This window comes from Halobaculum saliterrae (genome assembly GCF_009831625.1).
Classification (GTDB): Archaea; Halobacteriota; Halobacteria; order Halobacteriales; family Haloferacaceae; genus Halobaculum; species Halobaculum saliterrae.
In genome coordinates, this window is the sequence record NZ_WUUS01000001.1 from 349,598 (window position 1) to 375,759 (window position 26,162).

The window sequence follows — 26,162 nt, forward strand, 5'->3', positions numbered from 1 at the left end:
CGATTAAACGTCAGTCTGGTATGGTTCGTCTTTTGCGTCCTGAACATCTTCATCCTCCTCTATCTCAGAGCCAGAGCGACTCTTATTCACCCTAGCAACTTCTCTAAGCGATTCTCTGCGATCGTCAAATCCGTCACGCAGCTTCGATAGACCGTTACTCAGACCTCTTGAGAATCGTCTTCCCTTCTCCGTGATTCTAAACCGGTGAGGTTCCTCATCTTCGTCAACTTCTGCCATATCAAGATCTTCATATGACTGCATCCGACTGGAAAAACCGGGATCCAGCGGTCCGTGCTCCTCTCTTCTGAACGCCCAGTCTTCAGAACCAGACTCAGAGTTCCGGTACTGATAGAGGGATTTGTGGAACTTCAACCGGCCCTCAATCTCACCGCCGAAATCATCCAACATCATCAGCCGGGGATGAAACATCTCATCATCTTCGTCGCTCATGTGAACTCACCCAGTCGAGTCTGAAGCGCCTCACGACTCAACACTTCCACATTCTCAAACCGGCCATCCAGAGAATCATCCGAACTCGTCGCAATCACCTGTTTGTCCATACTCAGGATATATTCAATAGCCGCTTCCCGGTTTTCTGGTTCTTGAAGATTAGAGAACGGTTCGTCGAGAACCACTGTATCCCACTCTGTAGCCTCGCTTTCAGTTGCAAACATGGCTAAAGTACAGGCAAACGAAATATTGAGTAAGTGGAGCTCTGATCCGCTCAAGTTCCCACCTCTATCGTATTCTCTCACGTTGTTTCGACCAGGGAACTGGATAGTACCTTCTGGATCAATATCGATCTCCAGCTCAAGGCTGGAATTCATCTCATTGTATATCTCCTCCCACTTCTCACTGAACTCCTGAATACCTGCCTCAAAGCTCTCCTGCGTCAATTCCTCCACCTGCTCCGACGCAGACACCAGAGATTCTTGGTATGCTTCCAACCTGTCTTCTGCATTCTCCTGCTTCTCCTGCAACCTCTGCTCCTCAGCTCGTGCTTCCTCCAAGCTCTGTACTACGTTCTCCAGTTCCTCTTCGACATGGTCCCGAAGCAGATCTAAATCATGGTCGAACCGATCCAATCTGCGTTTGACAAACCCGTCAAGATCTCCGATCTCAGGCCTATCATCTCTAATCTTCTCGATGTCTTGGTCGACTTGATCCCGCTGGCTCTGTAGCTCCTCAATCTCGGTCTCAAGCTCAGAAAGCAAATCATCAGAACGGTTGATTCGCTCGCTAATCTGCTCTTTCAGTCCTTCAAGCGAATGATCTCGACCGCAGTAAGGGCAATTACCTGTCTGAATACGGTTCTTAGCCTTCTCGGTGGTAATACGGCGGTCGCACGTTGGACAGACAAAATCGTTGACCGCTTCAGCAATAATCTGGTTGACCTCTGAATCGTAGTTCTGCTGCTTCCGTTTCTTACGATGCAGCTTTCGTAGCTGTTTCCTCAAGCCTTCTTTCTCCCTGAACAGTTGGTCCAACCGGGACTCAAGATCCTCATCACGTAGAAGCCGCTCACTGAGATCAGCTAACTCTCCTGAATCAATTTTGGACTCGATATCTTCGTACTTCTCTTTCTGGGACTCAAGACTCTGGATCTCGCGTTGGATCTCCTCTAAATTCTCGGTTGCACGTCGCTTCTCGTCTTCTGTCTCAATAACTAGCTCTTCCAGCTGCTCTTCTGCGTCTTCAAACCTGGACAGACGCTGTCTCAATTCATCATTGGTAACCGCTCTAATTAGAGATATCCGGTCATCCTTACCCAAATCGTCTAGAGGCATCTTGCCTAGGTGAGAATGGACAAAGTGTGACTTGATGAGATCAGTATCTCCTAATAGCTCAGAGAATTCGTCGGATGCATCACCACCCGTCAGTACTTCTCCTCCGTTTTCGAACTCCGCCCTTGGATTACCTCTGAAGAATCGTGTTCCGTTGGTGAATCTTAGTTCAACTTCGTTCTGTCGGCCTGTCGCTAAATCGACTGTATGGCGAGCACCGAGGAGATTGTATAGTATGGCGTTGAATGTAAGCGTCTTCCCGGTGCGGCTGCCGCCTCGGAAGAGGAATGAGTCGCCTTGGACGTTCTGAACAGTTTTCCCGCGGTGTTCTCCGCTGGCGAATTCCTCGATATCCAGAGTCTTAATTCTCATTTGTTAATCATACAACTTCACTGAACTTTTAACTACTTGTCGGAGGTTACGTAACTCTCTGATGCTGAACAAATAAAGGACGATCAGAGACCCTCCTACAGCTCCTGCAGACTCCAGAGCCCCGAACTCATAATAAACAATGAACGGAAGAGAGAGCGCAATCCCAATACCAGTCAAAATCGTGACTAAATGCTTGTGAGCCCTCTCATCCATGCCATCAATCGACTCTTTCGTCTCCGCGTCTGAATCCCAGTAGAACTCCTCGTCGCCAGTCCGCTCGTCAATCGCTTTGAATGCTTCCTCGATCTCCTTACCAACGAAAAACTCCATCAACTCATCATTGAATACCGAGCTCAAGAACACCAGTATGACAGGCGGAGCTGCCGCTAAAGCGTAAAGAGAGTACAAAGTGGGATCCCCCACGAACAAGTATAGGACACCAGCAGAGTACAGATACAGGATTAAAGCCCCAATCCCGCTCTGCTGAATCCTGTCAACCGTCGACATAACAAACAATTCCGAACCAAACAGTTAGGAAACTTTCCCCTTACTCTCTCAAAACCAAATGTCAAATATCAGTATCACCAGTACAGGGCCACAGCTTTCGCCTCAATTCGGAACACATCATCTTCATCCGAGGAACTCCCTACGTTATCACTCCGAGCCGAATTCATAGCATCGGACCGCAACTCCTGACGTTTTTCTTCACCGATAGGATCTAGACCGAACATCTCGACGAATGCGTCTGTGTAGGCGTTAAGAACCCTCTTACGTTGCGCTGTTTGACTGATTTCATCACCAAGATCAACAGTACCCATCGCCTCTACAATCAACTGCTCCTGTTCCTCCTCAGAGACATCTTGACCATATTCATCCCCCAGAGATTCAGTATACTGGTGGATGTCTTGGCTCCACTGCATAGTTGAGTCATTAGACCAGTCAGTGAAATCTTGGAGCTCGGATAACTGGCTTCTTGTCTCCTTTAGACCCCGCCGGAACTCTTGGTTCAAATTCTTCGCCGCGGGTTTTGAGAGACTGTTAATTGCACGAGTAACTTTCAGTGGATACCAACGGTCAATATCCACGTCTTCCACTCTACAGTAGATCACGAAACGATCGTTATTGAACAAGGTCTGTATCGGATCTACCCACAGACTATCCAAGTTCAGCAGCGTAACGATGGCTAAATCCTCTGCTTCCTCTTCCTCATCGCTATCCAGTTGATCACTACGTTTGATCGTCTTCTCCTCTTCATGATCCTTGACGACTTTGTAGTCCACAGCCTCACCGACAACTGGAATACGATTACCAAGACTGCTACCGATCAACTCCAGCATTTCCTCCGTCTCAGAATCAATCTGATCTTCAAACGAATCAGCGAAATAACCGATAGTCCTGTACAGCCTGAACAGGAGGTTTGCTGAAAGGTTCACTCGGAGCTCAACTACATCACCACGGCTCAAATCGGATGCGGCAAGGCCTGAAAACGGTTCTTCCGCAGGTTCATCTTCTATTGGTATTTGATCCAATGAGAGCTTCTTCTCTACTACATTGCTCTTGTACAGTCTCGTGAACTTTGACTGAATCAGGTCATAGTTCCGCGTCTCAATTTTTGTCTCCTGCTGCTCACTCTGCTCTGAAACTTTTGCGTTGACGGAGGCAGGGCCAGTCGATACCGAACCACCAACACTAGATCCAGAACGTCTTCTACGCATCTCTTCGTCGACTGTCTCAGATACAATACCGCCTTCCCCTGTTGAAGCCAGTAAACTCCTCACACTAATCTCGTCAAGGTAAACGAATTCACGGAGATCATCAAACTGGTTTTTAGCAAGCCAGCGCTGTAGCCAAGCAATCCCTGAGTGTAGTCTTTGACGGATTTTTAGATAACTCATTCCTGTTCCCTCACTTCTTTTATCTGCTGGCGTTTGGCCTCGCGTTGCTCATCAAATCTCTCAAGCGCAATCAAGAAATCCTCATGGTGAACCTGCGGCCGGTCATCCTTGACAGCGATGAGTCCGGCTTTCTTTACGATAGATTCTAGGTCGGCTCCCGACCATCCACGAGTCCGCTCTGCTATATCCTGAAAATCCACAGAAGAAGAGGCTGGCATATCGTCTGAGTGAACTTCGAGGATTTTTCTTCGTTCTATGGTGTCTGGTAGAGTGAATTCGATCTCCTCGTCAAATCGTCCTGGCCGGCGTACCGCTGGATCAATTACCTCAATCAAGTTGGTTGCACCAATGACGATAATATCTCCTCGATCCTCTAATCCGTCGAGCTCGCTTAGGAACTGTGCAACGATCCGACGTTCAGTCTCATCTGCACGATCCCGGCGTGGTACGACACTGTCGATTTCGTCAATGAAAACTACCGCAGGCTCGTCTTCCTCCTCTGCCTTCTTTTTGGCAGCTTCGAAAATATTCCGGATTTGACGTTCGCTTTCACCGTAGTATTTACTCACAATTTCTGGGCCGCCGATATGGAAGAATGAATCAGATGAACCCCATTCGTTTGCGGCTGCCTTTGCCAACATTGTCTTACCCGTGCCTGGAGGCCCGTAGAACAGAATTCCGAATCGTCCCTCAAGATCAAACTTCTCCATCTCATCGGGTTTTTCTATTGGTAAGCTCACAGCCTCTATTAGTCGATCTTTGGCGTCCTGCAACCCGATTACATCATCAAATGAGACTTCTCCGATGTTCTCGGGTTGGTATAAACCCTCAGCTTCCTCATTTTCTTCTTCCTCGTCTTCGTCAGATCCTAGGTTCAGATTGATCGCATCGACTTCGAGGTCTGGTTTCGATTCAATTTCAATCGGCTCTTCACCCATTACACCGCCAAAAGACTGGGACGGAGTTACCGCGATAGTATATCCTTCTTCTACAGTTTCCTCAGGGCGCTCAATTTCAATCAGTCCATTTTCAGTTCGTACTGCAAGTTTATCGTCAAACACCGCCTCAACAACAGCCACAGATTTTCCTCGGTCATAACCTCCCTTTTTGACTACTTCGACCACCTCCTCTCCTCTATAATTGACTTCTTCAACAGCTACTATATCGCCGACTTCTGCATCCCCTGTATTGTCCGGCAACGTATCTTTCCCAGCCCCGTCTAGAAATCCTAAAATGAGATCACCATTATCTGCGATCTCGTTAACGAGAGCCAAGTCCCTATCGCTCATAATGAAATATCATATCTCGTACTTTCTTGAATCTACTTGATGAACTCCGCTACTCAAGAGGTCTCACTCAGGCCACTAACGCGGTAGGACAACTTAGTTAACATCTTCCTCAGAAGTGTGAGTATAGATCGATGGGAGCACCGACAGGAGAAGATGGTTTAACAAGAGCAGTCGAGTTCGTACTGCCTTCAGCAGGAGTTATTATAGCGGTCGCATTGACTAAGGAGTTTCTTGGTGGGGCTGCAGCAGGCCTGATCTATCTTCTTCTATGGGGGGTTATTCTGTTCGGGATATACACATCTGCCACCTACTGGAATATTTCTTATACGGCTAGTTTCGTGGTCTCTGGCGCCGTTCTCTGGATAATAACGCCTGGTGTGATCTCTGAGATGATACACCCGGTATTCGGAGTGATTGGTTCAGTGATGGGTCTGGTGTTCTTCATGGGGATGGTGGTCTTGTTGGTGAGGAAGGCTGGACTCGATGATGTTCTAAGCGAATTGTAGATAACCCGGGTTGGGATTGAGGCTTTGAGTCAGGGTAGAATACTCTGGACAGGTCCGGAAATCAGGTCTGAGTCAGGTTTGATCTCTATCTGTTTGCTTGGACTACCGGGTTTGGATCAGGTTTGAAACGTGGAACGACTTACTGCTGTATCCGGGTTTTCCACGCAACAAGAGAGGAGAGGGTGGGGAGATGAGGGAGGGGGTTAGTCTATGTTGTTGACTGCGTCTTGTTGTCGGGTCGTACTACTGTGTTCGTATTTTTCCGTGGTGCGTTTGGATTTGTGGCGGCATTGTTGGGCGGCGACTGCGAGTCCTTCTTGTTCGGCGATGTAGGTGGCTGTGCTGTGGCGGATGCTGTAGGGTGTGAGGTCTCGGTTTTCTAAGTCGAGTTCTGCTTCGGATGCGATTTTGCGGAAGACGTCTCTGAAGCTGTCTTTGTTGTACCTGTTTTCGTACATGGTGAGCCAGAGTGCGTCTCGGCTGTCGTACTTCTCCCGCGTCTCCCTCTCGTCGAGCCAGCGTTTCAAGATCTGAGTGGTTTCTTCTTTGAGTGCGACTATCCAGTTCTCCCGGTTCTTACTGGATTCTTCTCGTGGTATCCGTAGTACTCCGTTTTCGGTGTCGACCCAGTGAACATTACTGCGCTTAATCTCGATAGGACGTAGACCCGCATCGAGTGCGACATGGATCATCGAGGTGTATTTGAAGGAGTTGGCTTTCTGCCAGTCCTTCATCGTGACTTCTTCTTTCGGTTTCTGCAGCCGCTGAGAAAGATACGTCTTCCATTTGTCGCGTTCGCTGGGTGTTACACTGTTGTAGTGGGGTACACTTCCGTACTCCATGGATGCTTCCCTCATTTTCCGCCGATCTTCTTTGGTTAGGTAGTCACGTGGAGTATACGTTGTACTGGGATCGCTGTACTCGATCTCCGGCTCCCATTCGACGTCCTTGTTCCGGGCTTCTCGTTTCCACTTGAACAAGGAGTATACGGCTTTCTGGTAGTGGTTTTTCGTAGATTCTTTCATCTCCTCGGTGGCGAGGTGACGCATCCAGGTATCCGCGTCGTCCGTAGTCAGTTCCTGGGTGTACCGGCCTCGACGGTTCCAGATAAAGCGGTAGAACAGGTCTAAGCGGTTCATCCTGTTCTTTGTCGTTGAGTGGCTGTAGCCCGTGGCTTTGTCCGGGTTTTTGCCGAGGGCCAGCATCCATTCACAGAGTTCGCGTCGGTGCTCGCGGTAGGTAACTTCCTGTCTCGGGTTTAGATACTCGCGCGCGTCTTCGGAGACGAGGACGATCCCGTCTACTTTGTTGTCTTCACTGTGCGTCATTCTCGACACCTCTGTCTAGAAACTAGATCGTTTGCGCGACAAGTTTTAAATATATAATGTAATATGCCTGTCTTTTCTTGAAAAACGCGTGACTGCGTCGGGGTACCCAGAATAGGACCGGGTACTCGTTCTTGCGTGGTGCTCATTGTTTCACCGACGAAGAACCCGGTAACTACCGGACGTAGCAACGAGAGACAGCCTAGGGCGGGATTTGAACCCGCGCTCTCGTCCTTACCAAGGACGCGCTTTACCGCTAAGCTACCCAGGCGCGGTTACGGATAGCCGGGAGTCGTCTTTAGGCGTTACGATCAGACGCCGCGGGGGACACGCAGTATCACGGGACGCCGACCGGGTCGACCGTGGGTTCCGAACCCCCCTCACGAGTCCGCCGAGGACGCCACGCGCTCCTCGTCCGCGAGGGCGGCGATCCGATCGCCCGTCGACTCGGGGAGCGCGCTCACTGGGGGCATGCGGTCGTCGTCGTCGGCGGCGAGCTCGGCGGCGTACGACAGCAGGTCCGCCGGCGCGGACGCGCCGACGGCGGCCGTCCCGGCGACGACCGCGAGCTCGAACACGTCGGCCTCGAGGTTGCGGTCCAGCGCCGCCGCGTTCTCGGCGTCGGCCTCGCGGCGGAGCGTCTGGTCGCGGCCGAACGACCGGACCGTCTCGACGGCCTTCCCCGCGGCGGCGGTCCTGGCGAGGAGGTAGAAGCCCCGCGAGACGGAGACGTCCGCCGCGAGCACGTCGAGGTCGGCGTCGATGTCGCCGGCGGCGTCGAGGTCGACGCCGGCCCACGGCTCCGTCTGTGAGAGCTCGCGGGTGAGCCGCAGTCCCTCGTAGATCAGCTGGACGCCGGCGGCGTGGTCCTCGACGCCGGACAGGTCGACGTCGGGGTCGAGCGCGCGGGCCGACAGCAGCGTGAGCGCTCCGGGCGTCATCTCCGCGTCGTCGAAGCGGTCGGTCAGCGCGCTCCGGAGCGCCGCCGGCTCGACGTCGGCGACCGACCGCTCCGCGGCGGCCCGAGTCCGCACGGCGTCATCCATCGACACGCGATAGACCGGGCACACGCAAAGACCTTTGGAAACGGGGGGCTATCGCGTCCCGTGATACGCGCCGAACGGGCCGACGACGGGGAGTACCGGACCGTGACGATCGACCGCCCCGAGGCGCGAAACGCCCTCACGCCGGAGGCCCTCGACGCGCTGGAGCGGGCCGTCGTCGACGCGACGGAACCGGTGGTGCTGCTTCGGGGCGCCGGCTCCGCCTTCTGCGCCGGCGCCGACCTCGGCGTCGTCGAGTCGCTCGAGGACCCGGCCGCGTTCGCGGGGCACGGGCAGCGCGTCGCCGACGCGATCGAGTCCGCCGACCCGGTCGTGATCGCCGGCGTCGACGGGGCGGCCCGCGGCGGCGGCGTGGAGCTGGCGCTCGCGTGCGACCTCCGGGTCGCGACGTCGGAGGCGACGTTCGCCGAGTCGGGGGTCTCCATCGGGCTGTTCGGCGCGTGGGGCGGCACCGCCCGCCTCCCGCGCGTCGTCGGCGAGGGCGTCGCGCTCGACATCGCCTGCTCCGCGCGGGTCGTCGACGCCGAGGAGGCGCGGGAGATCGGTCTCGTCTCTCGGGTCGTGGACGATCCCGCCGCCGTCGCCCGGGAGGTCGCCGACAACGACCCCGGGGCGCTCGGCGCCGTGAAGCGGCTCGTCCGCGCCGGCGCCCGCGGCGCGGAGACGGCGGCCGACGAGCGGGCGGCGTTCGAGCGACTTCACGCGGAGCGCTTCGGGGAGTGACCCGGCACCACAACAGTTGAAACCTCCCGGGCGTGTACCTCGGGTATGACCGACGGACACGACCTCGCGGAACGCTCCTCGCTCTCCAGACGCCGGACGCTCGGCGTCGTCGGCGCCGGCGCGGTCGCCGCGCTCGCCGGCTGTCTCGGGGGCGGCGGCGGCGACACCTCGCTGCCCGAGAACGGCGACCCGGACCTCCTCGCGGACGTGGAGTCGTTCCCCAACGAGGGGAACGAACACGTCCAGCGCGGAACCGAGGTCGACTACGGCACCCGGCCGCCCACCTCCGGGCCCCACTACGGCGGGGTCGTCGAGGCGGGGTTCTACGAGGAGCCACAGCCCATGGGCGACATCGTCCACACGCTCGAACACGGCGCGATCGTCGCGTACTACGCGCCGGACGCGCTGACCGACGAGGCCCGATCGAACCTCCAGTCGTGGGCGAACGCCCACACCGGCACGTGGAAGAGCTTCGTCGCGATGCCGTACCCGTACGACGACCCGGAGGCGCCGTACGCCCTCACCGCGTGGCGTCACCTCCTCCGGATGGACGAGTACGACGCCGACGTCGTCCAAGCGTTCGCCGCCGAGTACATGGGGCGCGGTCCGGAGAACCCGGTTCGGTAACGGAGTCGAGAGGACGGTTCGGCGACCCGACCGCTCACGCCGTGGTTCGACGCTCCGGGGTCGACGCCGGCCGGTCGGGACCGACGCTGGCCCCGCCGAGGAGGTACAGCGGGACCGCCGCGACGACGAACGCGACGGCCGCGAGCGTCAGCAGGACGGGACCGATCAGGAACAGCGTCCCGCCCAGCGCTGTCAGCGGGGCGAGCGCGAGGAGCGCCACGAACAGCGCGACCGCCAGCACGACGACCGTTCGGGTGCCGTCGCTCCCGCTCGCGTCCGCACGCCCGAGCGCCGCGACCGCCGGCAGGAGCGCCCCGCCCAGCGCGAGCGTGGCGTGGAGGTCGCCGCCGAACGCGCGGGCGCCGCCCGCGGCGACCAGCGCGCCGAGAACGACGCTGACGCCGAGCAGCCGACGGACGCTGAGCGTTCGCCGTGCCGCAGGGACGGCAACGGCCGCTCCGAGTCCGAGCGGGACGGTTCCGACGGCGACGCCGAGAAGGAGGTTCCCCGTGACGCCGAGGAGTGCATCGCCCTCGGCGACGACCGTCGCGACGACGACGGCCGCCCCGCCGACGGCGACGCCGGCACCGAGGCGCCGCGGGTCACGGTCGCGGGCGGGACCTGCGATCCGACGGAGCGCGATCAGCCCGCCGACCGCGACGCCGCCGGGGACGAGGACGAACGCGAGGAGGTTGCGGGCGACGACGCCGGCGAGCGTCCCCAGAACCGCGAGGCCCCCGACGAGTCCCGGGGCGGGCGTTCCAGCGGGAGCGAAGACGACGAACGGCCCGTCGCGCACGTCCGGGAGCGCGGTCGCGGTCATCCGGCGGCCGTCGATCTCGCCGAACCCGCGGGCGACTGTGGTTCCCTCGGGGCCGACGACGGTCAGTTCGTCCGCGCCCAGATCTGTGTAGATGTACGCGCCGGGGTCGTCGCGGAAGTAGGTCAGCAGGCTCGTTCCGAGCGGCCCCTCCTCGACGACGCCGGACGTGCGGTACCGGATCAGGAACGCGCCGTCGCGCACGTCGGCCGCGAGGAGCCGGTGGTCGATCCCGCCGCCGTAGCGGACGCCGAAGCTGTCGCCGGCGACGGCGCGGGCGAGCGACTCGTTCTCGGCGAGGCGGTTCAGCGCGGACTCGTCCGTCGGGACGACGCGGACCCGCCACGTCGCGGAGTCGTTGCGGTGGACGCGGACGGTCGCCTCGCTCTCGGCGACGGCGGTTTCGAGGCCGTGTTCCGCGGCGGCCTGAACGAACCCGTCGTCGCACGGCGGACACGCCGAGACCGGGGCCGGGCTGGCGAGCGCCGGGACGGCGACGCCGCCGGCGACCAACAGGGCCGCAATCACGAGCGCGACGGCCGTACGGAGGGAGGGGGGACGGAAGCGGGACACGCCGGGCAGGTCCGCTCCAAGCGGTAAATCCTTTCTCCCGGAACCCGGGCAGTCGGGGTCAGGTGGAGGAGAGGGAGACGGAAATGGAGAGGAGATCGACGCGACCCCGACGCGTCCGGCGACGCTACAGCGACAACTCGGCGGGCGCGGGCGGCATCGCGCGCTTGTGTTTCGAGGACTCGTACAGCTCCTCGACGCGGGCGACCTCCTCGGCCGTCACGTCGAGCGCGCGGACGGTCGCGGCCGTGGACAGCGGTCCGTCGACGTGGAGCGCGAGCACGGCGTCGAGAGTGTCGTAGTCGAGGCCCAGCTCCTCCTCGTCGGTCTGTCCCGTCCACATCTCGGCGGAGGGCGTCTTCATCACCAGATCCCGGGGGACGCCGGCGTGGGCGGCGAGCTGGCGTACCTGCTGTTTGTAGAGGTTCCCGATCGGGTTGCAGTCGACCGCCTGATCGCCGTACTTGGTGAAGTACCCCGTGAGCGCCTCGCTGCGGTTTCCAGTCCCGAGCACGAGGCGCCCGTCGGCGTTCGCGGCGAAGTAGTTGAGGACGGCCCGAACGCGCACGCGGACGTTGCTCTCGGCCATCCGCTCGTCGGACGCCCCCGGCAGGGCCTCGTAGAACGCCTCGGCGATGGGTTCGATCTCGATCACGTCGTACTCGATGCCGAGGTCCTCGGCGACGCGCTCGGCGTCGCTCATGTTCTCGTCGGTGTTGACCGACCCCGGCATCACCAGGCCGCGGAGGTACTCGGCGCCGAGGGCGTCGACCGCGAGGTACGCGACCGTCGTCGAGTCGATCCCGCCGGAGAGCCCGAGCACCGCGCCCTCGGCGCCCGCGGCGTCGACCTGTTCGGCGATGAAGTCGGTGACGTGTCCGTGCACCCGGTCGAGTTCGTCGTCGGAGAGGCGAAGATCCAACGGGGTCGATTCCTCCTCCAGCAGGACGGATTCGCTCATCGCCGCAGGGTAAGTCGTCATCGAACAAATAGCTCCCTCGTGTCCGCGGATCGTGGACGCGTGTCCAGTTCCGTGGCGACGCCGGCGACCGATTAGTTGAAGTGTTGCGATGGGAAAGAACCTAACACACACGAGCGCCTCGCTGGTCGGGGACCCCGGGCAGACGAGCGCCGTTGGTGAGCGATTCCGGAGGAATCGCGAGCCTCGGGGCGCGAGTGAGTGAAACGAACGAGCGCGCCGTTGCGTTACGGAGCGAAGCGACGTAACGCTCGGGGCGAACGCACGAAGTAAGTGAGCGCCGTTGGTCCAGTGGTAGGACATTAGCTTCCCAAGCTAATAGCCCGGGTTCAATTCCCGGACGGCGCACTCCTCCCGACACTCGAACAGGACAGCGACGGCGTCGTCGGCCGTGACGCCGATCGGCCCATTTCACCGGCGCCAACCTATATCATCCCGACGGGACCACAGCGACGTATGCCACACCGAACCGGCGTCTCCCACGCCGTCGCCGCGCTGGCGGCGATGGTGTCCGCCTCGTACCTGAAGGACGTACTGAAGCACCTCGTGAGCGCCCGCGACCTCGTCGCGTACGCCAACGCTGTGGGGGTCCAACTCGCCGACCAAGTCGGCGTGGCGAGCGCGACGGACACGGTGGCGGGCGTGGCCGCAGTGGGACTCCTGGTCGTGCTCACCTTCGTGTGGGGGTGGGCCTACCACCACAGCGTGATCGGGTAGCGATCGTCGTCAGCGAGTCCGCCGGAACAACCGTTTCAGGTCACGCGGGCCAGTCCGCCGGGTCCGTATCGATCCGATCGCGCAGCGTCGCGGCCGCGTCGGCGTCGTAGCGGAGGACGCGACGCCACCACGGACCCCTCCCCGAGTCGTTCGAGAGCTCGGTGACCAGCCGGTTCGCGTCGGCGCCGCCGGCGGGCGTCGACAGCGGGACCGCACCCTCGAACAGCCGCGAGCCGTCGGGGTCCCCGCGGACGAGCACGGCCGCGTCGAACGACTCCCGCCGGGCGTGCGCGTTCGAGGCGAACCGGTCCCGGGTCGCGGCGTCGGCCTCCCGGTACTCGTCGCCGTCGAGCAGCTCCGCGACGCGGAACTCCCCGATCAGAAAGCAGCCCCACTCCGGCGGGAGCCAGTCGGCCCGGTCGTCGCTCTCGCCCCCATCGTGGACGGTCAACGTCGCGTAGAACAGGAGTCGAGCGCCCGGCTCCAGCCCCGAGATCGGCCCGGCCTTCACGCCGTGCGGGTCGCCGTAGGTGTACGCCTCGCGGCCGAGCGCGCCCGCGAACTCCGGGTCGAGGTGAACCGGGAGATCGACCGCGTCGTCGGGGACGTACGCCGCGAGGTCGAGGTCGTCGTAGGTGGGGGCCGGCTCGGCGGTCGGCTCACGTTCGGGGATCGGGACGTAGACGAACGAGCCGTCCGGATACACCGGCCCGCGGCGACCCGGGAGGTTCGTGTTGGCGGCGACGTTGATGGCGACCGCGCGGGGCATGCGATCGCGTTGCGGCGGCGACGGCTTAGCGTCGGCGCTCGCGGCGTTCGGCCTCTCGCTTCGGTCGGGTCTCGTCCGCTATCAGTCGCTGCGCCCCTGAGACCTGCGCGAGACGACGTTCGCTACGCTCGCGCTGCGACTCGCGCGGTTCGCCTCGCTATCGCTCGGCGAACCACTCCCCGAACTTCTCCAACGCCCGCCCGCGGTGGGAGATCGCGTTCTTCTCGGCTGCGTCCATCTCGGCGAGCGTCGACCCGTCGTACTCGAAGATCGGGTCGTAGCCGAAGCCGCCGTCGCCGCGCGCCTCGACGATCTCGCCGCGAACGACGCCCTCGAACAGCTTCACCGGGAGCGGCTCGGTCTCCTCGCCGTCGCGCTCGGCCCCGGTCGCGGCCGCGGCGACGCGTTCGTCGCGGTCGACGGGGTCCGGACTGGCCTCGAACGGCTCGCCGTCGCAGTACGCGAGCACGCAGCGGAACGCGGCGCGGCGGTCGTCGAGCTCGGCGTCGACGAGGCGTCGAACCGCCTCGACGCCGAGGGTGTCCTCGGCGTACGCGGAGTAGGGACCGGGGAAGCCGTCGAAGCCGCGAACGAACAGCCCCGCGTCGTCGACAAGGACGGGCTCGCCGGCGTGGCGGTACGCCTCGCGGGCGCCGCGGGCGGCGATCGGCGCGAGATCGGCGGCCTGGATCTCGGGGTAGTCGAAGTCGAGCTGGGAGACGGCGTCCCCGAGGTACTCGCGGGCCTCGCGGACCTTCCCGGGGTTCGTCGTGACGTAACGGAGCACACTCACGCTCGGGTCGCCCGCGGCAAAGCGGCGTCGATGCGGACGGCGCCGGCGGCGGCGTCACGGTGGCATGCCGGGACGGTCGGAGTGGAGCAGGTGCGCCCTGGAGCGGGGGACCGGAGGGTCCGTCACCCCGTCACAGATCACGGCGAGATGCACCACCCCCGAGAGCCTTTTGCCCCGCCGGAACGCACCTGCCCGCAATGAGCGACGAACGGCCCGACGGCGCCCGCGATCGGGCCGAATCGCTGTGGCATCCGGCCGACCGCGAGGCCGAGGTGGGCGAGCCGGTCGTCCGCGGCGACCCGGCCGTCACCGGCGAGCGCGCCGAGCGGGCCGCGCGCTTCGACCCCGACGACCCCGAGAGTCTCGAACGGGCGGCCGACACGGTTCGACGGTTCGCCAGCGAGGCCGTCGCCGGCGACGACAACGTCGTCATGCTTCGCGGGGCGGCCGCCTGCGCCGCGCTCGTTCGCGGGCACGGATCGTACAAGGCCGCCGCCGAGGCCGCCGGCGACGGCGTACAGGTGTCGTTCATCCGCAAGTGGGCGCGCGTCCACGACCTGCCCGAGTCCGTCCGCCGGCACGTCGCCCGCGGGCACATCGCGCCGACGGCCGCGAAACATATCGCGCGCGTCGCCGGCGACGCACGCTTCGATCTCGCGTGGGCCGTGCTCGATGCGGACCTCACCGTCCGCGAGGTGCGCCGCGCGGCCAGCGCGATCAACGACGGCACCTCGCCGGAAGCGGCCCTCCGAGCCGAGGGCGTCGCCGCGGGCAGGCTCGAGGTCGACCTCCCGCTCGACGTGTACCGTCGGCTCCGCGACCGCGCGTCCCTCGAGAACCGCGAGCCCGGCGACGTGATCGCGGACGCGCTCGACGGATACCGGGACCTCTGAATCTCTCTGGAACGTCCGAGCTATCGCGGAACGTCGTTTTGTCGGGCGTTCGCCTCACCACGGCCATCGATCCCGTTGCCGCCGAGAAAGCGCTCGGCGGTGTCCCGGATCACGTCCCGTGCCGTCTCCACGTCCGCCCAGCGAATGGTCTCGTCGGGGAAGTGAGCCTGATCGATGTTCCCGGGACCGAACACGACCGTCGGAATCCCGGCGGCGATGTAGTGGCGGTTGTCCGCGCCGTACGTCGCCCCGGTCGGGGCGGTGTCCGACAGACCGGAATCGGTCATCGCCGCCTGCAACGACCGGACGACCGGCTCGTCGGCGTCGATCTCCGCGGGCTCGAACATGATCGAGAAGCGGTCGAACTCGGGCGGGTGCTCGGAGAGCCAGTCGTCGTCCGCGACCACCTCGGCGAGTCGCGTCTCGAACGCCGCCTCGACCTCGTCGACCGTCTCGCCGGGCGCGACCCCGATCCGCCACTCGGCGGTCAGCGTCCCCGGCACGGTCGACGCCCACGATCCCGCCTCGACCCGACCGCAGACGATCGGCCACGGAACGTCGAACGCCTCGTACAGCGGGTGAGTGACGCGCTCGCACCGTTCGGCTTCCAGTTCCGTGAACGCCCCCCTGATCCGCTCGAACAGCGGGAGCGTGTCGACGCCGTTCCACCGCGTCGCGGCGTGGGCGCTCCGGCCCGCGATCCGCAGGCGCTTCATCACGGTTCCCTCCGTCGCGGTGACGGGGCGGAGCTCCGTCGGCTCCGCGACGAGGCCGGCGTCGCGGTCGAACGGGTACGGCGAGTCGAGCGCCGCCGCGGCCGCGCCGAGACCGCCCTCCTCCTCGCCGGCGACCGCCTCGACGACGACCCGACCGTCGAGGTCGAGGTCGCCGGATCCGACCGCCTCGCGGAGGTCGACGGCGGCGTGGACGCAGGCGGCGACGGCGGCCTTCATGTCGACGGCGCCGCGGCAGGTGAGCGTCTCAGCGCCGTCGTCGGCCTCGCCCCACACGGGGTCGAACGGATCGCTCGTCCAGAGGTCGTCGTCCGCGGGCACCACGTCGAGGTGGCCGTTGAGCACGATCGTCCGACCGGCGTCGGGATCGCCGAACTCCACCACGCCCGCGACGCTCGGACGTCCCGTGGCGTCGATTGCGGCGGGGTCGTCCGGAAACGACGGGTGTCCCGCGAGTCGTTCGGGGTCGGCCTCCCACGTGTACGTCTCGAAGCCGGCGTCCGCGAGCCGGTCGCGGAGCCACTCTGCGGCGGGCGCCTCGGCGCCGTCCGTCGTCTCGAATTCGCACAGTCGGGTCGTGAGGTCCCGCAGGTCCGGAACGGTCATGCGGCGTCGATCGACGGCCGGCGACAAGGGCGTGTGGGTGGCGGCGCCGCGGGCATCGATGACTTCGCCGGCGTCGACGTTCGTAAACGCTTATGAGCGCACGACAGTAAGTCCGGGCGAGGGCTGGTAGCTCAGTTAGGGAGAGCGTCCGGCTTTTAGCCCGTTCGAACAGCGCGTGCGTGCGGGGAAGTCACCGGACGGTCGGGGGTTCGAATCCCTCCCAGCCCGCTTTCTCTGGTAGTCCACCACTGAGTACCGTCTCTTCGTACACTTTCGCTTCGGGGCTCATCCTAAATTAGGTCTACTACCACGTGTAGTTGTGACAGACATTGAACCGCCGCCACCTGGTGTCGAGCCCCCAGAGGATACCGAGTGGGAGGACTTGACTGCCTTCCAGCGCTGGTATCTGAAAAACAAGGATGACCACAAGGAGACGGTGAGGTCACGGAAGCAGGAACTGGTAAGATGGGTCAAAGACCTCCGTGCAGATTTCAAGTGTCAAGAGTGTGCTGAATCCCACCCCGCTTGTGTTCAGTTACACCACACAGAGGCGAATGAGCACGGTTTGCGTCTGAGTAATATGGCGCGAGAAGGGTACAGCAAACAAACTATCCGGAACGAAGTCGACAGGGGAAGGGTTCTCTGTGCAAACAGTCACAGAAAACTTCATTACGAGCGTGGAGACGGGCCGTGGACTTCAGCAAAGGAACGCTGAATCCACCGTTGTGTCGGGGTGATCGGAACTATTGTTCCGCCTATCCCTCCCCGTGATACGTTCCGTCGTAGCGACCCTCGTGGTCGGCGGCCGCGAGGACGAACTGCGCCACGCGGGCGCCGGGTTCGATCTCGATCCGGTGGCCGACCTGAAGGAGCCCCTCCCCCCGGCCCTCGTAGCCGGCGTCCCACACCGCGGTGTTCAACATACAGGAGTTGCGAAGCAGCGTCGACCGCGGGTAGACGAAGCCGACGTGGTCGTCCGGGATCCGCAGGCGCTCGCCGTACTGGAGGACGTACGCGCCGGGGTCGAGCCGGTACAGGCCGTCCTCGGGATCGATCTCCGTCCGGTCGCCGACGCGTTTCCCCTCGCGGGTGATTCGCCCGGCTTCGCGCTGTTCGTACAACGCGTCGACGGTCAGGTCGACGCCGTTCGGCTGGATCTGGTCGTCGTCGACGGGGTCGACGTGGTCCGCGACGGTCCGTCCCGACTCGAACATACCCGAGGGAGAGACAGGCCGACCGAAAAGCCCGCCGGTCGACAACCGACCGGCGAGAGCTGAATCCGACCGTTCACGAACGGCGATTCAGAGAGATCATTCGAACAGATGCGGAGGCAATACTCGCGCCGACTGTGCAATAATTACCGGACGGAGCGGTGGTCTATCACGAACGTCGGGGTGGAAACTCGCCGGATTTATATCCGCCGAGCGAGGATACGCGGACGATATGGGACAGACAATTACGGAGCAGATTCTCGGCGATCACCTCGTCGAGGGCGAGCTGACACCCGGCGAGGAGATCGGGATCGAGATCGACCAGGTCCTCACGCAGGACACGACGGGGACGATGGTGTGGCTGCAGTTCGAGGCGCTGGACCTCGACGAGGTCCAGACGGAGCTGGCCGCGCAGTACTGTGACCACCAGACGTACCAGTTCGACTTCAAGAACACCGACGACCACCGCTTCCTCCGCTCGGCCGCGGGCACCTTCGGCGCGTACTTCTCCCGCCCCGGCAACGGCATCTGCCACCAGGTCCACAAGGAGAACTTCGCGGCCCCCGGCAAGACGCTGCTCGGCTCGGACTCGCACACGCCGACCCCCGGCGGACTCGGCCAGTTCGCCATCGGCGCGGGCGGCCTCGACATCGCGGTCGCCATGGGCGGCGGCCCCTACTACGTCGAGATGCCCGAGGTCGTGAACGTGCAGCTCGAGGGCGAGCTCCCCGACTGGGCGACGGCGAAGGACGTCGCGCTCCACCTGCTGGGCGAGCTGACCGTCAAGGGCGGCGTCGGCAAGGTGCTCGAGTACACCGGGCCCGGCGTCGAGAACCTCACCATCCCCGAGCGGACGACCATCACGAACCTCGGCACCGAGCTGGGCGCGACCTCCTCGATCTTCGGCACCGACGAGAAGACGAAGGACTGGCTCGCGCGCCAGGACCGCGAGGAGGAGTACGTCGAGCTGACGCCCGACGAGGACGCCGAGTACGCCGAGACCATCGAGGTCGACCTCTCCGAGCTGGAGCCGCTCATCGCCAAGCCGTCGATGCCCGACAACGTCGTGCCCGTCCGCGAGGTCGCGGGCGAGGACGTCGAGCAGGTCATCATCGGCTCCTGTACGAACGGCGCCTACGAGGACATCCTCCCCGGCGCGAAGATGCTGGAGGGCCGCGAGGTCGCCAAGAAGACCGAGATGATCGTCGCGCCCGGCTCCAAGCAGGCCTCCGAGATGCTGGCCCGCGAGGGCTGGACCGCGGAGATGATGGCCGCCGGCGTCAACTTCTCCGAGGCGACGTGTGGTGCCTGTATCGGCATCGGCCACGTGCCCGCCTCCGACTCCGTCTCGCTGCGCACCTTCAACCGCAACTTCGAGGGCCGCTCGGGCATCGAGGACGACTCGGTGTACCTCTGCTCGCCCGAGGTCGCGACCGCCGCGGCCATCACCGGCAAGATCGTCGACCCGCGCGACCTGGCCGACGATCTCGGCGACCTCGAGGCGCCCGGCCTCGAGATGGGAACGAAGTACGGTCCCGGCATGGGCGAGTCCGACCCGGACATCATCAGCCCCGACGAGGCCGTCGACGACGGCCTCATCAAGGGCCCGAACATCGGCGACGTCCCCCTGAAGGACGAGCTCGCCTCCGACATCGAGGGCGAGGCGCTCCTGAAGATGGAGGACAACATCACGACCGACCACATCATCCCGGCGACGGCGGACATCCTCAAGTTCCGCTCGAACATCGAGAAGCTCTCGGAGTTCACCCTGAGCCGCGTCGACGACACGTTCGCACAGCGCGCGCTGGACGCCGACGGCGGCTTCCTCGTGGCCGGCGAGAACTACGGGCAGGGCTCCTCGCGTGAGCACGCGGCCCTGTGCCCGATGTTCCTCGGCGTCGAGGGCGTGCTCGCGGAGAGCTTCGCCCGCATCCACAAGGCGAACCTGTTCAACTTCGGGCTCGTCCCGCTCACCATCGACTCGGAGACGTACGAGCGGATCGATCAGGGCGACGACATCGAGATCGTCGACGACGTGGGCAAGGGCGTCCGCAACGGCCAGACCGAGTTCACGGTCCGCGTGAACGACGACTGGGAGGCGACGGCGCACCTCGACGCCTCCGAGCGCGAGCGCGACATTCTCGCCGCCGGCGGCAAGCTCTCGTGGACGAAGCAGCAGCACGACTCCGGCAGCGGCGCGGCGCCGGCTGACGACTAAGAACCGCTTTTTCGGATGAGGGTTTCCTCGGCCGCCTCCGGCGGCCTGCGGGAACCCTCATTGAAAACCCGTTCATCACAAAACTGCCGCTCGCTCGGGCCTGACGGCCCCCGCTCGCGGTACGATACGTCGGCCGCACCGGACCACGGTCACCGATTCGGCATCGCGGCTTCGCCCCTCGTCCGCCAGTTGACTTATCCCTGCGAACTCCAAAGGCCGGGTCGTGACCACCTCGCGCGGCTCGGCCCCCGGCGACGGCACCGACGGCGAGGCTCGGATCCGCCCGGCCGATCGGGCGGACCTGCTCGGCGTGTTTCGCATCGAGAAGGCCGTGTTCACGCAGCCGTGGCCGTTTGCCGCGTTCGAGGGACTGCTCGACGCGCCCGGCTTCCTCGTCGCCGAGGGCGACGCGGACGGGCACCGCGGCGACCGGGGGAACCCCGACGGCGCCGCGAGCATCGACGCCGGCGACGTGCTCGGCTACGTCGTCGGCGACGTGACGCCGAACCACGGCCGGGACATCGGCCACATCAAGGACCTCGCCGTTCGTCCCGACGCACAGGGCGATGGACTCGGCCGCCGGCTGCTCCGGGCGTCGCTGTCGGAACTGGCGGCGGCGGGCGCCGGCGGCGTGAAGCTGGAGGTCCGCGAGACCAACGACCGCGCGCAGTCGCTGTACGCCGACGAGGGATTCCGGCCGGCGCGGCGGATCCCGCGGTACTACGGCGACGGCGAGGCGGCGTTCGTGATGCGGCTGGATCTGGGCGAGTGGGTCCGCGAACGCAACGCCGACGGGACGTAGGTCGTCGATCGGCCGGTGTCGCGGCCGGCGGCGATCCAGGGGGGTTCGCCGCCGCTTCGGGGGCGATCGCGGACGGCAGCCGTTTTCACGCTCGGCACCCCAGTCGAGGTATGGGATACGCCTGTCCGGTGTGCGAGACGCCCCAGCGCGACGGCGAGCACCTCGCGAACCACCTGGCGTTCACGGCGATGCTCCACGGCGACGAGCACGAGGACTGGCTGGACGAGCACGTCGACGACTGGGGCGACCGCACTCCGGTGGACCTGGCGTCCTCGGTGACCGAGTTCGCCGAGGAGACGGAGTACGACGAGGTGTTCGAGGACACGACCGGTTCGGGGTCGACCGGCGGACACGGGCACTCCCACGACCACGGAGGTCAGGATCGCCCGGACGTCGCCGGCGGCGGTAGCATCGCCGAGGCGGTGACCGACGAGGCGGTCGAGTCGGTGCTCTCGGAGGCGCGAGAGCTCACCGAGGAGATGTACGGCGCCGACGCGTCGGAGAGCGAGAGCGCGGGGAGCGACGACGGTGAGGCGGCGGATTCCACGGACGAGGGACACGGCGACGGGGAGTGAGCCGGCCGCTATCCGGCGGTCGACACGCGTGAAAAACGGACTTCGGTCGGCCGGCGAGTGCTCCGGCCGTTCGTCGCCTCAGAACGAGGAGAGCCCCTGCCTGACCTTCCGGACGAGGTCCTTCTGCTGCAGATAGCCCGCCGCCGCGAACATGGTCGGTGCCCACAGGCCCACGAAGATGCCGCCCTGCTTGTCCCCTTTGACGTAGAACTTGTACCAGGCGAACAGCACCGATCCCGCCCCGAGGGCGGCGATCGGGTCGCCCCCGGACATGGGCACCGAGTCCGACACCTCCTCGGCCTTCTTCTCGATCTTCTCGCTCGAATCCGCCTGCTGCTGTTGGAACAGGTCCATAGCGTCCGTACCGAGGTTCGGAACGCGACTCAGTGTTGTGCCGTCACCTGCAAGCCCGTTTTCATGTCCCCCGTCTCCCGACCGGCGGCGTCCGACGGGTCGGCGGTCGGTCGCCCGAAGGGAACGACTCTTGGCTCGCACGCCCCCAGCGACGGGCATGGACACCGAAGGAACGCTCGCGCCGGCGACGCCGGCGGACGCGCGCGAGGAGTACGCCACGCTCGTGCCCGCCGCGAAGGTCGCCGTCCGCGAGGCGACGAAGGCGATGTCGTTCGACCGCGAGGAGTACGCCGAACGCGTCACCGGCGAGGTGATCGAGACCGTCCGCGACGCCCTGTTCGCGTCGCTGCTTCGCGTCCACGTCGGCACGCGCGAGGAGTACGAGGCGTGGCTCGACGACCACCCGGAGTACGAGTCCGACATGGCCGGCAGCGACAACGTGGACAACGTCGTCTGGCACCCGGTCGCGTTCGCGCCAGACGGCGACGGCCCCAAGCCCGTCGTCGCGGCGACGTGGCAGGCGGAGCGCGAGGCCGCGCTGGGAACGCTCCGGCGGCGCGCGTTCGGCCGCGCGTACCGACCGGTCGTCACCGGCGACGACGAGGACGGAACCGAGCCGGAACCGACCGACGAGGCGGGGGAGCCGTAACCGGTTTTCGCCGTCGGCCCCTACCGCGCCCATGCGACCGGCTACGCGGACGTTCCTCGCGGCGGTCCTCGTCGTGCTCGTCGGACTGCTCGCGCTCGGGGCGCTCCCCTCGTATCTCGGCTCCGGCGACCCGTACTACCTGGAGGCGACCCCCGTGGCCGAGGCCGACGGCCCCGCCTACGAGTTGAACGCGACCGAGGGCGGCGTCGCCGAACGGCGGTTCCAGTACTTCCTCTCGGCGGTCGAGTCGACCGACGGGCGCTCGAAGGCGTATCAGCGGGGCCCGTACGGGCTGAAGGAGGAGTTCAGCCACTCGCCGTTCGACGAGGTGGCGACGTTCCGGGAGTTCGCGCCGGCGGACGCCGTCGACGGCGACGCGGTCCTCGTCCGGTACAACGATACGCGTTACCGCGTAACCGTCGTCCAACCGTGAGCGACGACACCCCTGCCGACGGGAACTGGACCTCCGACGAACCCGACTTCGGCGACGGCCGCCGCCACGACTGGCCGGGCGAGCCCGACTGGCCCGTGCTGGAGACGGTCGTGGAGTACGAGACCGGCTGGCAGACCGCCGGCTACGACCTGGTCGAACACCCCGACGGCTCGACGAAGAAGTACTACTGGTCGGAGTTAGCGACGGCCGTGGTCGTCGTCGCCCGCGCCGGCGACGACCTCCTCGTGGTCGAGCAGTACCGCCCGACCGTCCGCAACACGCAACTGGAACTCCCCGCGGGCATCGTCGAGGGCGGGGAGTCGTACACCGAGGCCGGCCGGCGGGAGCTCCGCGAGGAGACCGGCTTCGACGCCGGATCGCTGTCGCTGCTCGGGGAGGTGCAGTGCACGACCGGACTGCTCCGGCACACGCGCGGGTTCGTCTTCGCGGAGGGGCTGGAGCCGGTCGGACAGGAGTTGGACGACAACGAGTACATCGTTCCGCGAACCGTCCCCGTCGACGAGGCGGTCGACGTGGTTCGATCGCCGCCGACGAACGACGCGACGCTCGAGGGGGTCCTGCTGGCCCGCGAGGAGGGGTTGCTGTAGCGACAGCGTCTCGGGCCGGACGCCGCGACTGTCGACCCCACGGTCTCGACGGAGCGTCACGGATCGCCGGCGGCGGAGCCCTTTTCACCGGGCGACGGCACCCCACGGGCATGGACGGCGAGATCACACCGGAGGAGGTCGAGCGACTCCTCGCGGACGGCGCGGACGTCCGCGTCGTCGACATCCGCTCGCCGGGGGCGTACGCGCGCGGACACATCCCCGGCTCCGAGAACGTCCCGTTTCAGGAGCTCCCCGACCGGGTGGAGTCGCTGACCGGGAGCGAGCACATCGTGACGGTGTGCCCGCACGGGAAGGCGAGCGTACAGGCCGCCCAGCTGATCGGCTCGTTCGAGGGGACGGCCGACGCCCGCGTCGAGAGCATGGCCGGCGGGCTGGAGGCGTGGACCGGCGACCTCGACGACGGGGGCGACGGAACGGAGGCGGCGGCCGACGAGGGGTCGCAGTCGCCGTTCTGACCGCCCGATCTCACTCTCCCGATCGACGACGACCGACACCGAGCAGCGCCGCGAGCGCCACCAGCAACGCCGTCGCGGCCGTGACGGCGCCGAATCCGGGCGTCCGCGTCGAGGAGGTGTCCGTCGCCGTCGCCGTCGATGGCTCGCTCACCGTCACCGTCAGCGTCCGGTTCCCGACCGTCACCGTGCGCCGTCCCGGCTCGTCGAACGCGACCGGGATCGTGAGCGTCGCGGTCGCGTCCGGGGCGACGCGGACGCGTTCCGTCCCGACCGGCTCCCCGTCGACGCGGACCGTCACCTCGCCGTCGGCCGGAACCGCCCCCTCGGCGACGACTTCGGCGGTGAGGAGCACCGACTCGCCGGCCTCGACGGCCGTCCGGTCGGCCGACAGCGAGCCGACCCGCGGGGTTGACGGCTCGCGCACCCGCACCTCGTACGTCCGGCCGTCCAGCGACAGCTCGTACGTCCCGGGCTCGGCGGCCGTCCACGAGGGCCGCACGGTCGTGTTCGTCCCCGGCTCCAGCGTCCCGTTCGCCGCGTCGACGGTCCGGTTGTCGACCGTCAACGCCACGCGGTAGTCGCCGGCGGCGCCGCCCCTGTTCGTGACGGTCGTCGGCACGGTCACCGTCTCCCCGACGGCGACGGTCGCGGGCGACGTGCGGAGGTCGCCGTCACGATACGGACCGCCGATCTCGACCGCCGCCGGCGGCGCGACGTCCATCCACGGCGCGAGGGTGCCGAACGCCGCCTCGTGGCTGTCGGCGTCCCACACCGCCGGCGCCGCGTCGGTGCGGGCGTAGCGGTCGGACGCGTCGCCGACCGACTCGTTGGCGGCGGCGACGACCAGCTCGCGGAGGCGGTCGCCGGTGACCGGTTCGCCCTCGGCGTTCAGCCGGGCGAACACCGTCGCGAACGTGGATCCCCCGCCGCTCGACAGCCGGATCCGACGATCGAGGTCGCCCATCACGAGCGAGCCCTTCCGGTACGGCGTGGCGGAGGAGGCCCACGTCTCCGGGTCCGACAGCACCGCGCCGGCGTGGGGATCGCGGGTGCCCCGCTCGAGGTGGTCGGCGTACTCGCCGAATCCGATGTGCCCCTGTTCGAGCGCCAGCGCGGCGGCGTAGTAGTCCGCGCCGCCCTCGATCGTCCAGCGCGTCTCGGCGGTCGTGTCGTACGACTGGCGCGTGTGGACGTACTCGTGGAGCCACGGGTTGTCGGCCTCGTCGAGGGGTCTGTCCGCGGCCACCCACATGTCGGCGTCGCCCGTCTGAAGCCCCTGTACGGCCCACTCGACGCCCGTGGGCGCGGCGACGACGAACACCGACTGGTCGCGGTCGCCGACGCGGAGCGTGTCGGAGGCCGACGAGAGCGAGTCGAGGACGGCGTCGGGAGACACGGTCATCGCGTCGGTCGAGCCCTCGGGGATCACGAGCCGGAACGTCTGCCCGTGGGCGGTCCGCTCGCGCACGGAGTACTCGCCGAGGAAGGCGACGCGGTCGCCGACTGCGCCCGGGCCCGCGGTGGTCGTCTCACGGCTGAACCCCACGGTCTCGCCGCGGTAGCGCCACGAGACGCCGGGACCGGGGATCCGCACGAGCGCCCACGGCCCGGCGTCGGCGAAGAGGTACCGCTCATCGGCGGTCGCGGCGGTCGCGTCCGGCGTGTCCGTCGTGGCAGTCGCGTCCGTTGCGGCCGTCGCGGCGGCAGCAGCCGTTGCGGTCGTCGCGCCTGCCGTGGGCGCCACGGCCGTCGCGGACCCGGCCCCTGCCGGCGCGGTCGCCGTCGCCGGACGGTCGTCGCCGGTGACCGCGTGTCCGTGCGTGTCGAATCGGGCCGAGGCGTCGGTCTCGTTCGCCGGGAGCCGGTAGCTGATCGTCGGTTTCGCGGTCTCGCCGTCCCACTCGTACGTGTCGCCGTCGGTGGCGGCGAACCCGGTCGTCTCGACGCCCCGGGCGCCGGGAGCGAGCGTCGTCTCGACCTCGGTGACGCGGTCGGGGATGTCGAATCGAAGGGTGACGCCGATCTCGCCCGGCGTCTCCGGCGTGAGCGCGAGTCGCGTCGTGAGGTGGATGTTGTCGGTCGCCGTCGTCCCCGTCGACGCCGGCGGGGCATCGGCGGCGTCGACGCTGGACGCCGCTACCGGTAAGCCGTCGGGCGCGACCGACGGCGCGTCGGCACCGTTCGACGGACTCGCGAGCGGCGCCGCGCTGGCCGGGCCGGCGAATGCGAGTACGAGCGCCACGACTACGACGGCGGATCGACTCCCCCCTGACATCGTTCGTGGGAGGGCGCTACATCATAAAAGCGGATCGCTCTACGGGACGGCGTTTTCCGGTCCCGCGACTCTCGCGGGAGAAACCGAGAGAACGA

General features: G+C 64.9%; 27 protein-coding genes and 3 tRNA genes. 14 read left to right on the forward strand and 16 right to left on the reverse strand.

Going from position 1 to position 26,162, the window contains the following annotated elements:
- Window positions 1-3: 3 nt before the first annotated feature.
- The 5 genes from GRX01_RS01745 to GRX01_RS01765 form a co-directional block, all read right to left on the reverse strand.
- The gene (locus GRX01_RS01745; RefSeq protein ID WP_159662791.1) at window positions 4-450 is read right to left on the reverse strand and encodes a hypothetical protein; all 447 of its coding nucleotides are present in this window, start codon (window positions 448-450) and stop codon (window positions 4-6) included.
- Window positions 447-2,156, reverse strand: a complete 1,710-nt coding sequence (locus GRX01_RS01750; RefSeq protein ID WP_159662793.1) for a hypothetical protein — start codon at window positions 2,154-2,156, stop codon at window positions 447-449. Before GRX01_RS01750 ends, GRX01_RS01745 begins: the two co-directional genes overlap by 4 nt.
- A 3-nt stretch (window positions 2,157-2,159) precedes the next feature.
- Complete coding sequence (locus GRX01_RS01755; RefSeq protein ID WP_159662795.1) at window positions 2,160-2,663, reverse strand: hypothetical protein; 504 nt, start codon at window positions 2,661-2,663, stop codon at window positions 2,160-2,162.
- A 74-nt stretch (window positions 2,664-2,737) separates the two neighbouring features.
- Window positions 2,738-4,051: a DUF6414 family protein gene (locus GRX01_RS01760; RefSeq protein ID WP_159662797.1), complete on the reverse strand. Its 1,314-nt coding sequence runs from the start codon at window positions 4,049-4,051 to the stop codon at window positions 2,738-2,740.
- Window positions 4,048-5,340, reverse strand: coding sequence for an ATP-binding protein (locus GRX01_RS01765; protein ID WP_159662799.1), 1,293 nt, complete (start codon window positions 5,338-5,340; stop codon window positions 4,048-4,050). The genes GRX01_RS01760 and GRX01_RS01765 overlap by 4 nt, the downstream gene beginning before the upstream one ends.
- A gap of 131 nt (window positions 5,341-5,471) precedes the next feature.
- Between GRX01_RS01765 and GRX01_RS01770 the strand changes: the two genes are divergently transcribed.
- Window positions 5,472-5,846, forward strand: coding sequence for a hypothetical protein (locus tag GRX01_RS01770; RefSeq protein ID WP_159662801.1), 375 nt, complete (start codon window positions 5,472-5,474; stop codon window positions 5,844-5,846).
- Between the two features lie 203 nt (window positions 5,847-6,049).
- Here the strand turns inward: GRX01_RS01770 and GRX01_RS01775 are convergent, their stop codons facing one another.
- From GRX01_RS01775 to GRX01_RS01785, 3 genes are all read right to left on the reverse strand, one after another.
- Complete coding sequence (locus GRX01_RS01775; RefSeq protein ID WP_159662803.1) at window positions 6,050-7,174, reverse strand: tyrosine-type recombinase/integrase; 1,125 nt, start codon at window positions 7,172-7,174, stop codon at window positions 6,050-6,052.
- Window positions 7,175-7,370: 196 nt separating this feature from the next.
- A tRNA-Thr gene (locus tag GRX01_RS01780) sits at window positions 7,371-7,442 on the reverse strand.
- 109 nt (window positions 7,443-7,551) lie between these two features.
- Window positions 7,552-8,217: a DUF7114 family protein gene (locus GRX01_RS01785; protein ID WP_159662805.1), complete on the reverse strand. Its 666-nt coding sequence runs from the start codon at window positions 8,215-8,217 to the stop codon at window positions 7,552-7,554.
- Between the two features lie 60 nt (window positions 8,218-8,277).
- On the opposite strand from GRX01_RS01785, the gene GRX01_RS01790 reads away from it, so the two are divergent.
- Window positions 8,278-8,958, forward strand: coding sequence for an enoyl-CoA hydratase/isomerase family protein (locus GRX01_RS01790; RefSeq protein WP_321167857.1), 681 nt, complete (start codon window positions 8,278-8,280; stop codon window positions 8,956-8,958).
- A gap of 45 nt (window positions 8,959-9,003) precedes the next feature.
- The gene (locus GRX01_RS01795; protein WP_159662807.1) at window positions 9,004-9,585 is read left to right on the forward strand and encodes a DUF3105 domain-containing protein; all 582 of its coding nucleotides are present in this window, start codon (window positions 9,004-9,006) and stop codon (window positions 9,583-9,585) included.
- A 34-nt stretch (window positions 9,586-9,619) separates the two neighbouring features.
- Here the strand turns inward: GRX01_RS01795 and GRX01_RS01800 are convergent, their stop codons facing one another.
- Window positions 9,620-10,978, reverse strand: coding sequence for a hypothetical protein (locus GRX01_RS01800; protein ID WP_159662809.1), 1,359 nt, complete (start codon window positions 10,976-10,978; stop codon window positions 9,620-9,622).
- Between the two features lie 124 nt (window positions 10,979-11,102).
- Window positions 11,103-11,936 (reverse strand): NAD+ synthase, encoded by an 834-nt coding sequence (locus GRX01_RS01805; protein ID WP_159662811.1) that lies wholly within the window; start codon window positions 11,934-11,936, stop codon window positions 11,103-11,105.
- Between the two features lie 295 nt (window positions 11,937-12,231).
- Here GRX01_RS01805 and GRX01_RS01810 point away from each other — a divergent pair.
- Both GRX01_RS01810 and GRX01_RS01815 read left to right on the forward strand, forming a co-directional pair.
- Window positions 12,232-12,302, forward strand: a tRNA-Gly gene (locus tag GRX01_RS01810).
- A gap of 108 nt (window positions 12,303-12,410) precedes the next feature.
- Window positions 12,411-12,671 (forward strand): hypothetical protein, encoded by a 261-nt coding sequence (locus GRX01_RS01815; RefSeq protein WP_159662813.1) that lies wholly within the window; start codon window positions 12,411-12,413, stop codon window positions 12,669-12,671.
- 40 nt (window positions 12,672-12,711) lie between these two features.
- On the opposite strand, the gene GRX01_RS01820 is transcribed toward GRX01_RS01815, so the two are convergent.
- Both GRX01_RS01820 and GRX01_RS01825 read right to left on the reverse strand, forming a co-directional pair.
- Complete coding sequence (locus GRX01_RS01820) at window positions 12,712-13,440, reverse strand: Nmad3 family putative nucleotide modification protein (protein WP_159662815.1); 729 nt, start codon at window positions 13,438-13,440, stop codon at window positions 12,712-12,714.
- A 157-nt stretch (window positions 13,441-13,597) separates the two neighbouring features.
- Complete coding sequence (locus GRX01_RS01825) at window positions 13,598-14,227, reverse strand: non-canonical purine NTP pyrophosphatase (RefSeq protein WP_321167858.1); 630 nt, start codon at window positions 14,225-14,227, stop codon at window positions 13,598-13,600.
- Between the two features lie 203 nt (window positions 14,228-14,430).
- Here GRX01_RS01825 and GRX01_RS01830 point away from each other — a divergent pair, with 203 nt between their 5' ends.
- Entirely contained in the window at window positions 14,431-15,126 is a 696-nt protein-coding gene (locus tag GRX01_RS01830; protein WP_159662817.1) for a DUF7119 family protein, read from the forward strand.
- 20 nt (window positions 15,127-15,146) lie between these two features.
- On the opposite strand, the gene GRX01_RS01835 is transcribed toward GRX01_RS01830, so the two are convergent.
- Window positions 15,147-16,466 (reverse strand): M20/M25/M40 family metallo-hydrolase, encoded by a 1,320-nt coding sequence (locus GRX01_RS01835; RefSeq protein ID WP_159662819.1) that lies wholly within the window; start codon window positions 16,464-16,466, stop codon window positions 15,147-15,149.
- 120 nt (window positions 16,467-16,586) lie between these two features.
- Between GRX01_RS01835 and GRX01_RS01840 the strand changes: the two genes are divergently transcribed.
- Window positions 16,587-16,694 (forward strand) — tRNA-Lys (locus GRX01_RS01840).
- A 527-nt stretch (window positions 16,695-17,221) separates the two neighbouring features.
- Here GRX01_RS01840 and GRX01_RS01845 read toward each other — a convergent pair.
- A complete protein-coding gene (locus GRX01_RS01845) occupies window positions 17,222-17,680 on the reverse strand; it encodes a deoxyuridine 5'-triphosphate nucleotidohydrolase (protein ID WP_159662821.1) in 459 nt (152 codons plus the stop codon).
- A gap of 229 nt (window positions 17,681-17,909) precedes the next feature.
- On the opposite strand from GRX01_RS01845, the gene GRX01_RS01850 reads away from it, so the two are divergent.
- The 3 genes from GRX01_RS01850 (at window position 17,910) to GRX01_RS01860 (ending at window position 21,272) form a co-directional block, all read left to right on the forward strand.
- A complete protein-coding gene (locus GRX01_RS01850; protein ID WP_159662823.1) occupies window positions 17,910-19,895 on the forward strand; it encodes an aconitate hydratase in 1,986 nt (661 codons plus the stop codon).
- A gap of 223 nt (window positions 19,896-20,118) precedes the next feature.
- Complete coding sequence (locus GRX01_RS01855) at window positions 20,119-20,697, forward strand: GNAT family N-acetyltransferase (RefSeq protein ID WP_321167859.1); 579 nt, start codon at window positions 20,119-20,121, stop codon at window positions 20,695-20,697.
- A gap of 110 nt (window positions 20,698-20,807) precedes the next feature.
- Window positions 20,808-21,272 (forward strand): DUF5810 domain-containing protein, encoded by a 465-nt coding sequence (locus GRX01_RS01860; protein ID WP_159662825.1) that lies wholly within the window; start codon window positions 20,808-20,810, stop codon window positions 21,270-21,272.
- 78 nt (window positions 21,273-21,350) lie between these two features.
- Here the strand turns inward: GRX01_RS01860 and GRX01_RS01865 are convergent, their stop codons facing one another.
- Window positions 21,351-21,626 carry a hypothetical protein gene (locus tag GRX01_RS01865; RefSeq protein ID WP_201289472.1) on the reverse strand — a complete coding sequence of 92 codons (276 nt, stop codon included), beginning with the start codon at window positions 21,624-21,626 and terminating at the stop codon, window positions 21,351-21,353.
- A gap of 157 nt (window positions 21,627-21,783) precedes the next feature.
- Here GRX01_RS01865 and GRX01_RS01870 point away from each other — a divergent pair, with 157 nt between their 5' ends.
- From GRX01_RS01870 to GRX01_RS01885, 4 genes are all read left to right on the forward strand, one after another.
- Window positions 21,784-22,275 carry a DUF5809 family protein gene (locus tag GRX01_RS01870; RefSeq protein WP_159662827.1) on the forward strand — a complete coding sequence of 164 codons (492 nt, stop codon included), beginning with the start codon at window positions 21,784-21,786 and terminating at the stop codon, window positions 22,273-22,275.
- Between the two features lie 31 nt (window positions 22,276-22,306).
- A complete protein-coding gene (locus GRX01_RS01875) occupies window positions 22,307-22,708 on the forward strand; it encodes a hypothetical protein (protein WP_159662829.1) in 402 nt (133 codons plus the stop codon).
- Window positions 22,705-23,316, forward strand: a complete 612-nt coding sequence (locus tag GRX01_RS01880) for an NUDIX hydrolase (RefSeq protein WP_321167860.1) — start codon at window positions 22,705-22,707, stop codon at window positions 23,314-23,316. Before GRX01_RS01875 ends, GRX01_RS01880 begins: the two co-directional genes overlap by 4 nt.
- A 110-nt stretch (window positions 23,317-23,426) precedes the next feature.
- On the forward strand, window positions 23,427-23,792 hold the full coding sequence (locus GRX01_RS01885; protein WP_159662831.1) for a rhodanese-like domain-containing protein: 366 nt from the start codon (window positions 23,427-23,429) through the stop codon (window positions 23,790-23,792).
- Between the two features lie 10 nt (window positions 23,793-23,802).
- On the opposite strand, the gene GRX01_RS01890 is transcribed toward GRX01_RS01885, so the two are convergent.
- Window positions 23,803-26,067 (reverse strand): Ig-like domain-containing protein, encoded by a 2,265-nt coding sequence (locus tag GRX01_RS01890; RefSeq protein ID WP_159662833.1) that lies wholly within the window; start codon window positions 26,065-26,067, stop codon window positions 23,803-23,805.
- Between the last annotated feature and the right edge of the window lie 95 nt (window positions 26,068-26,162).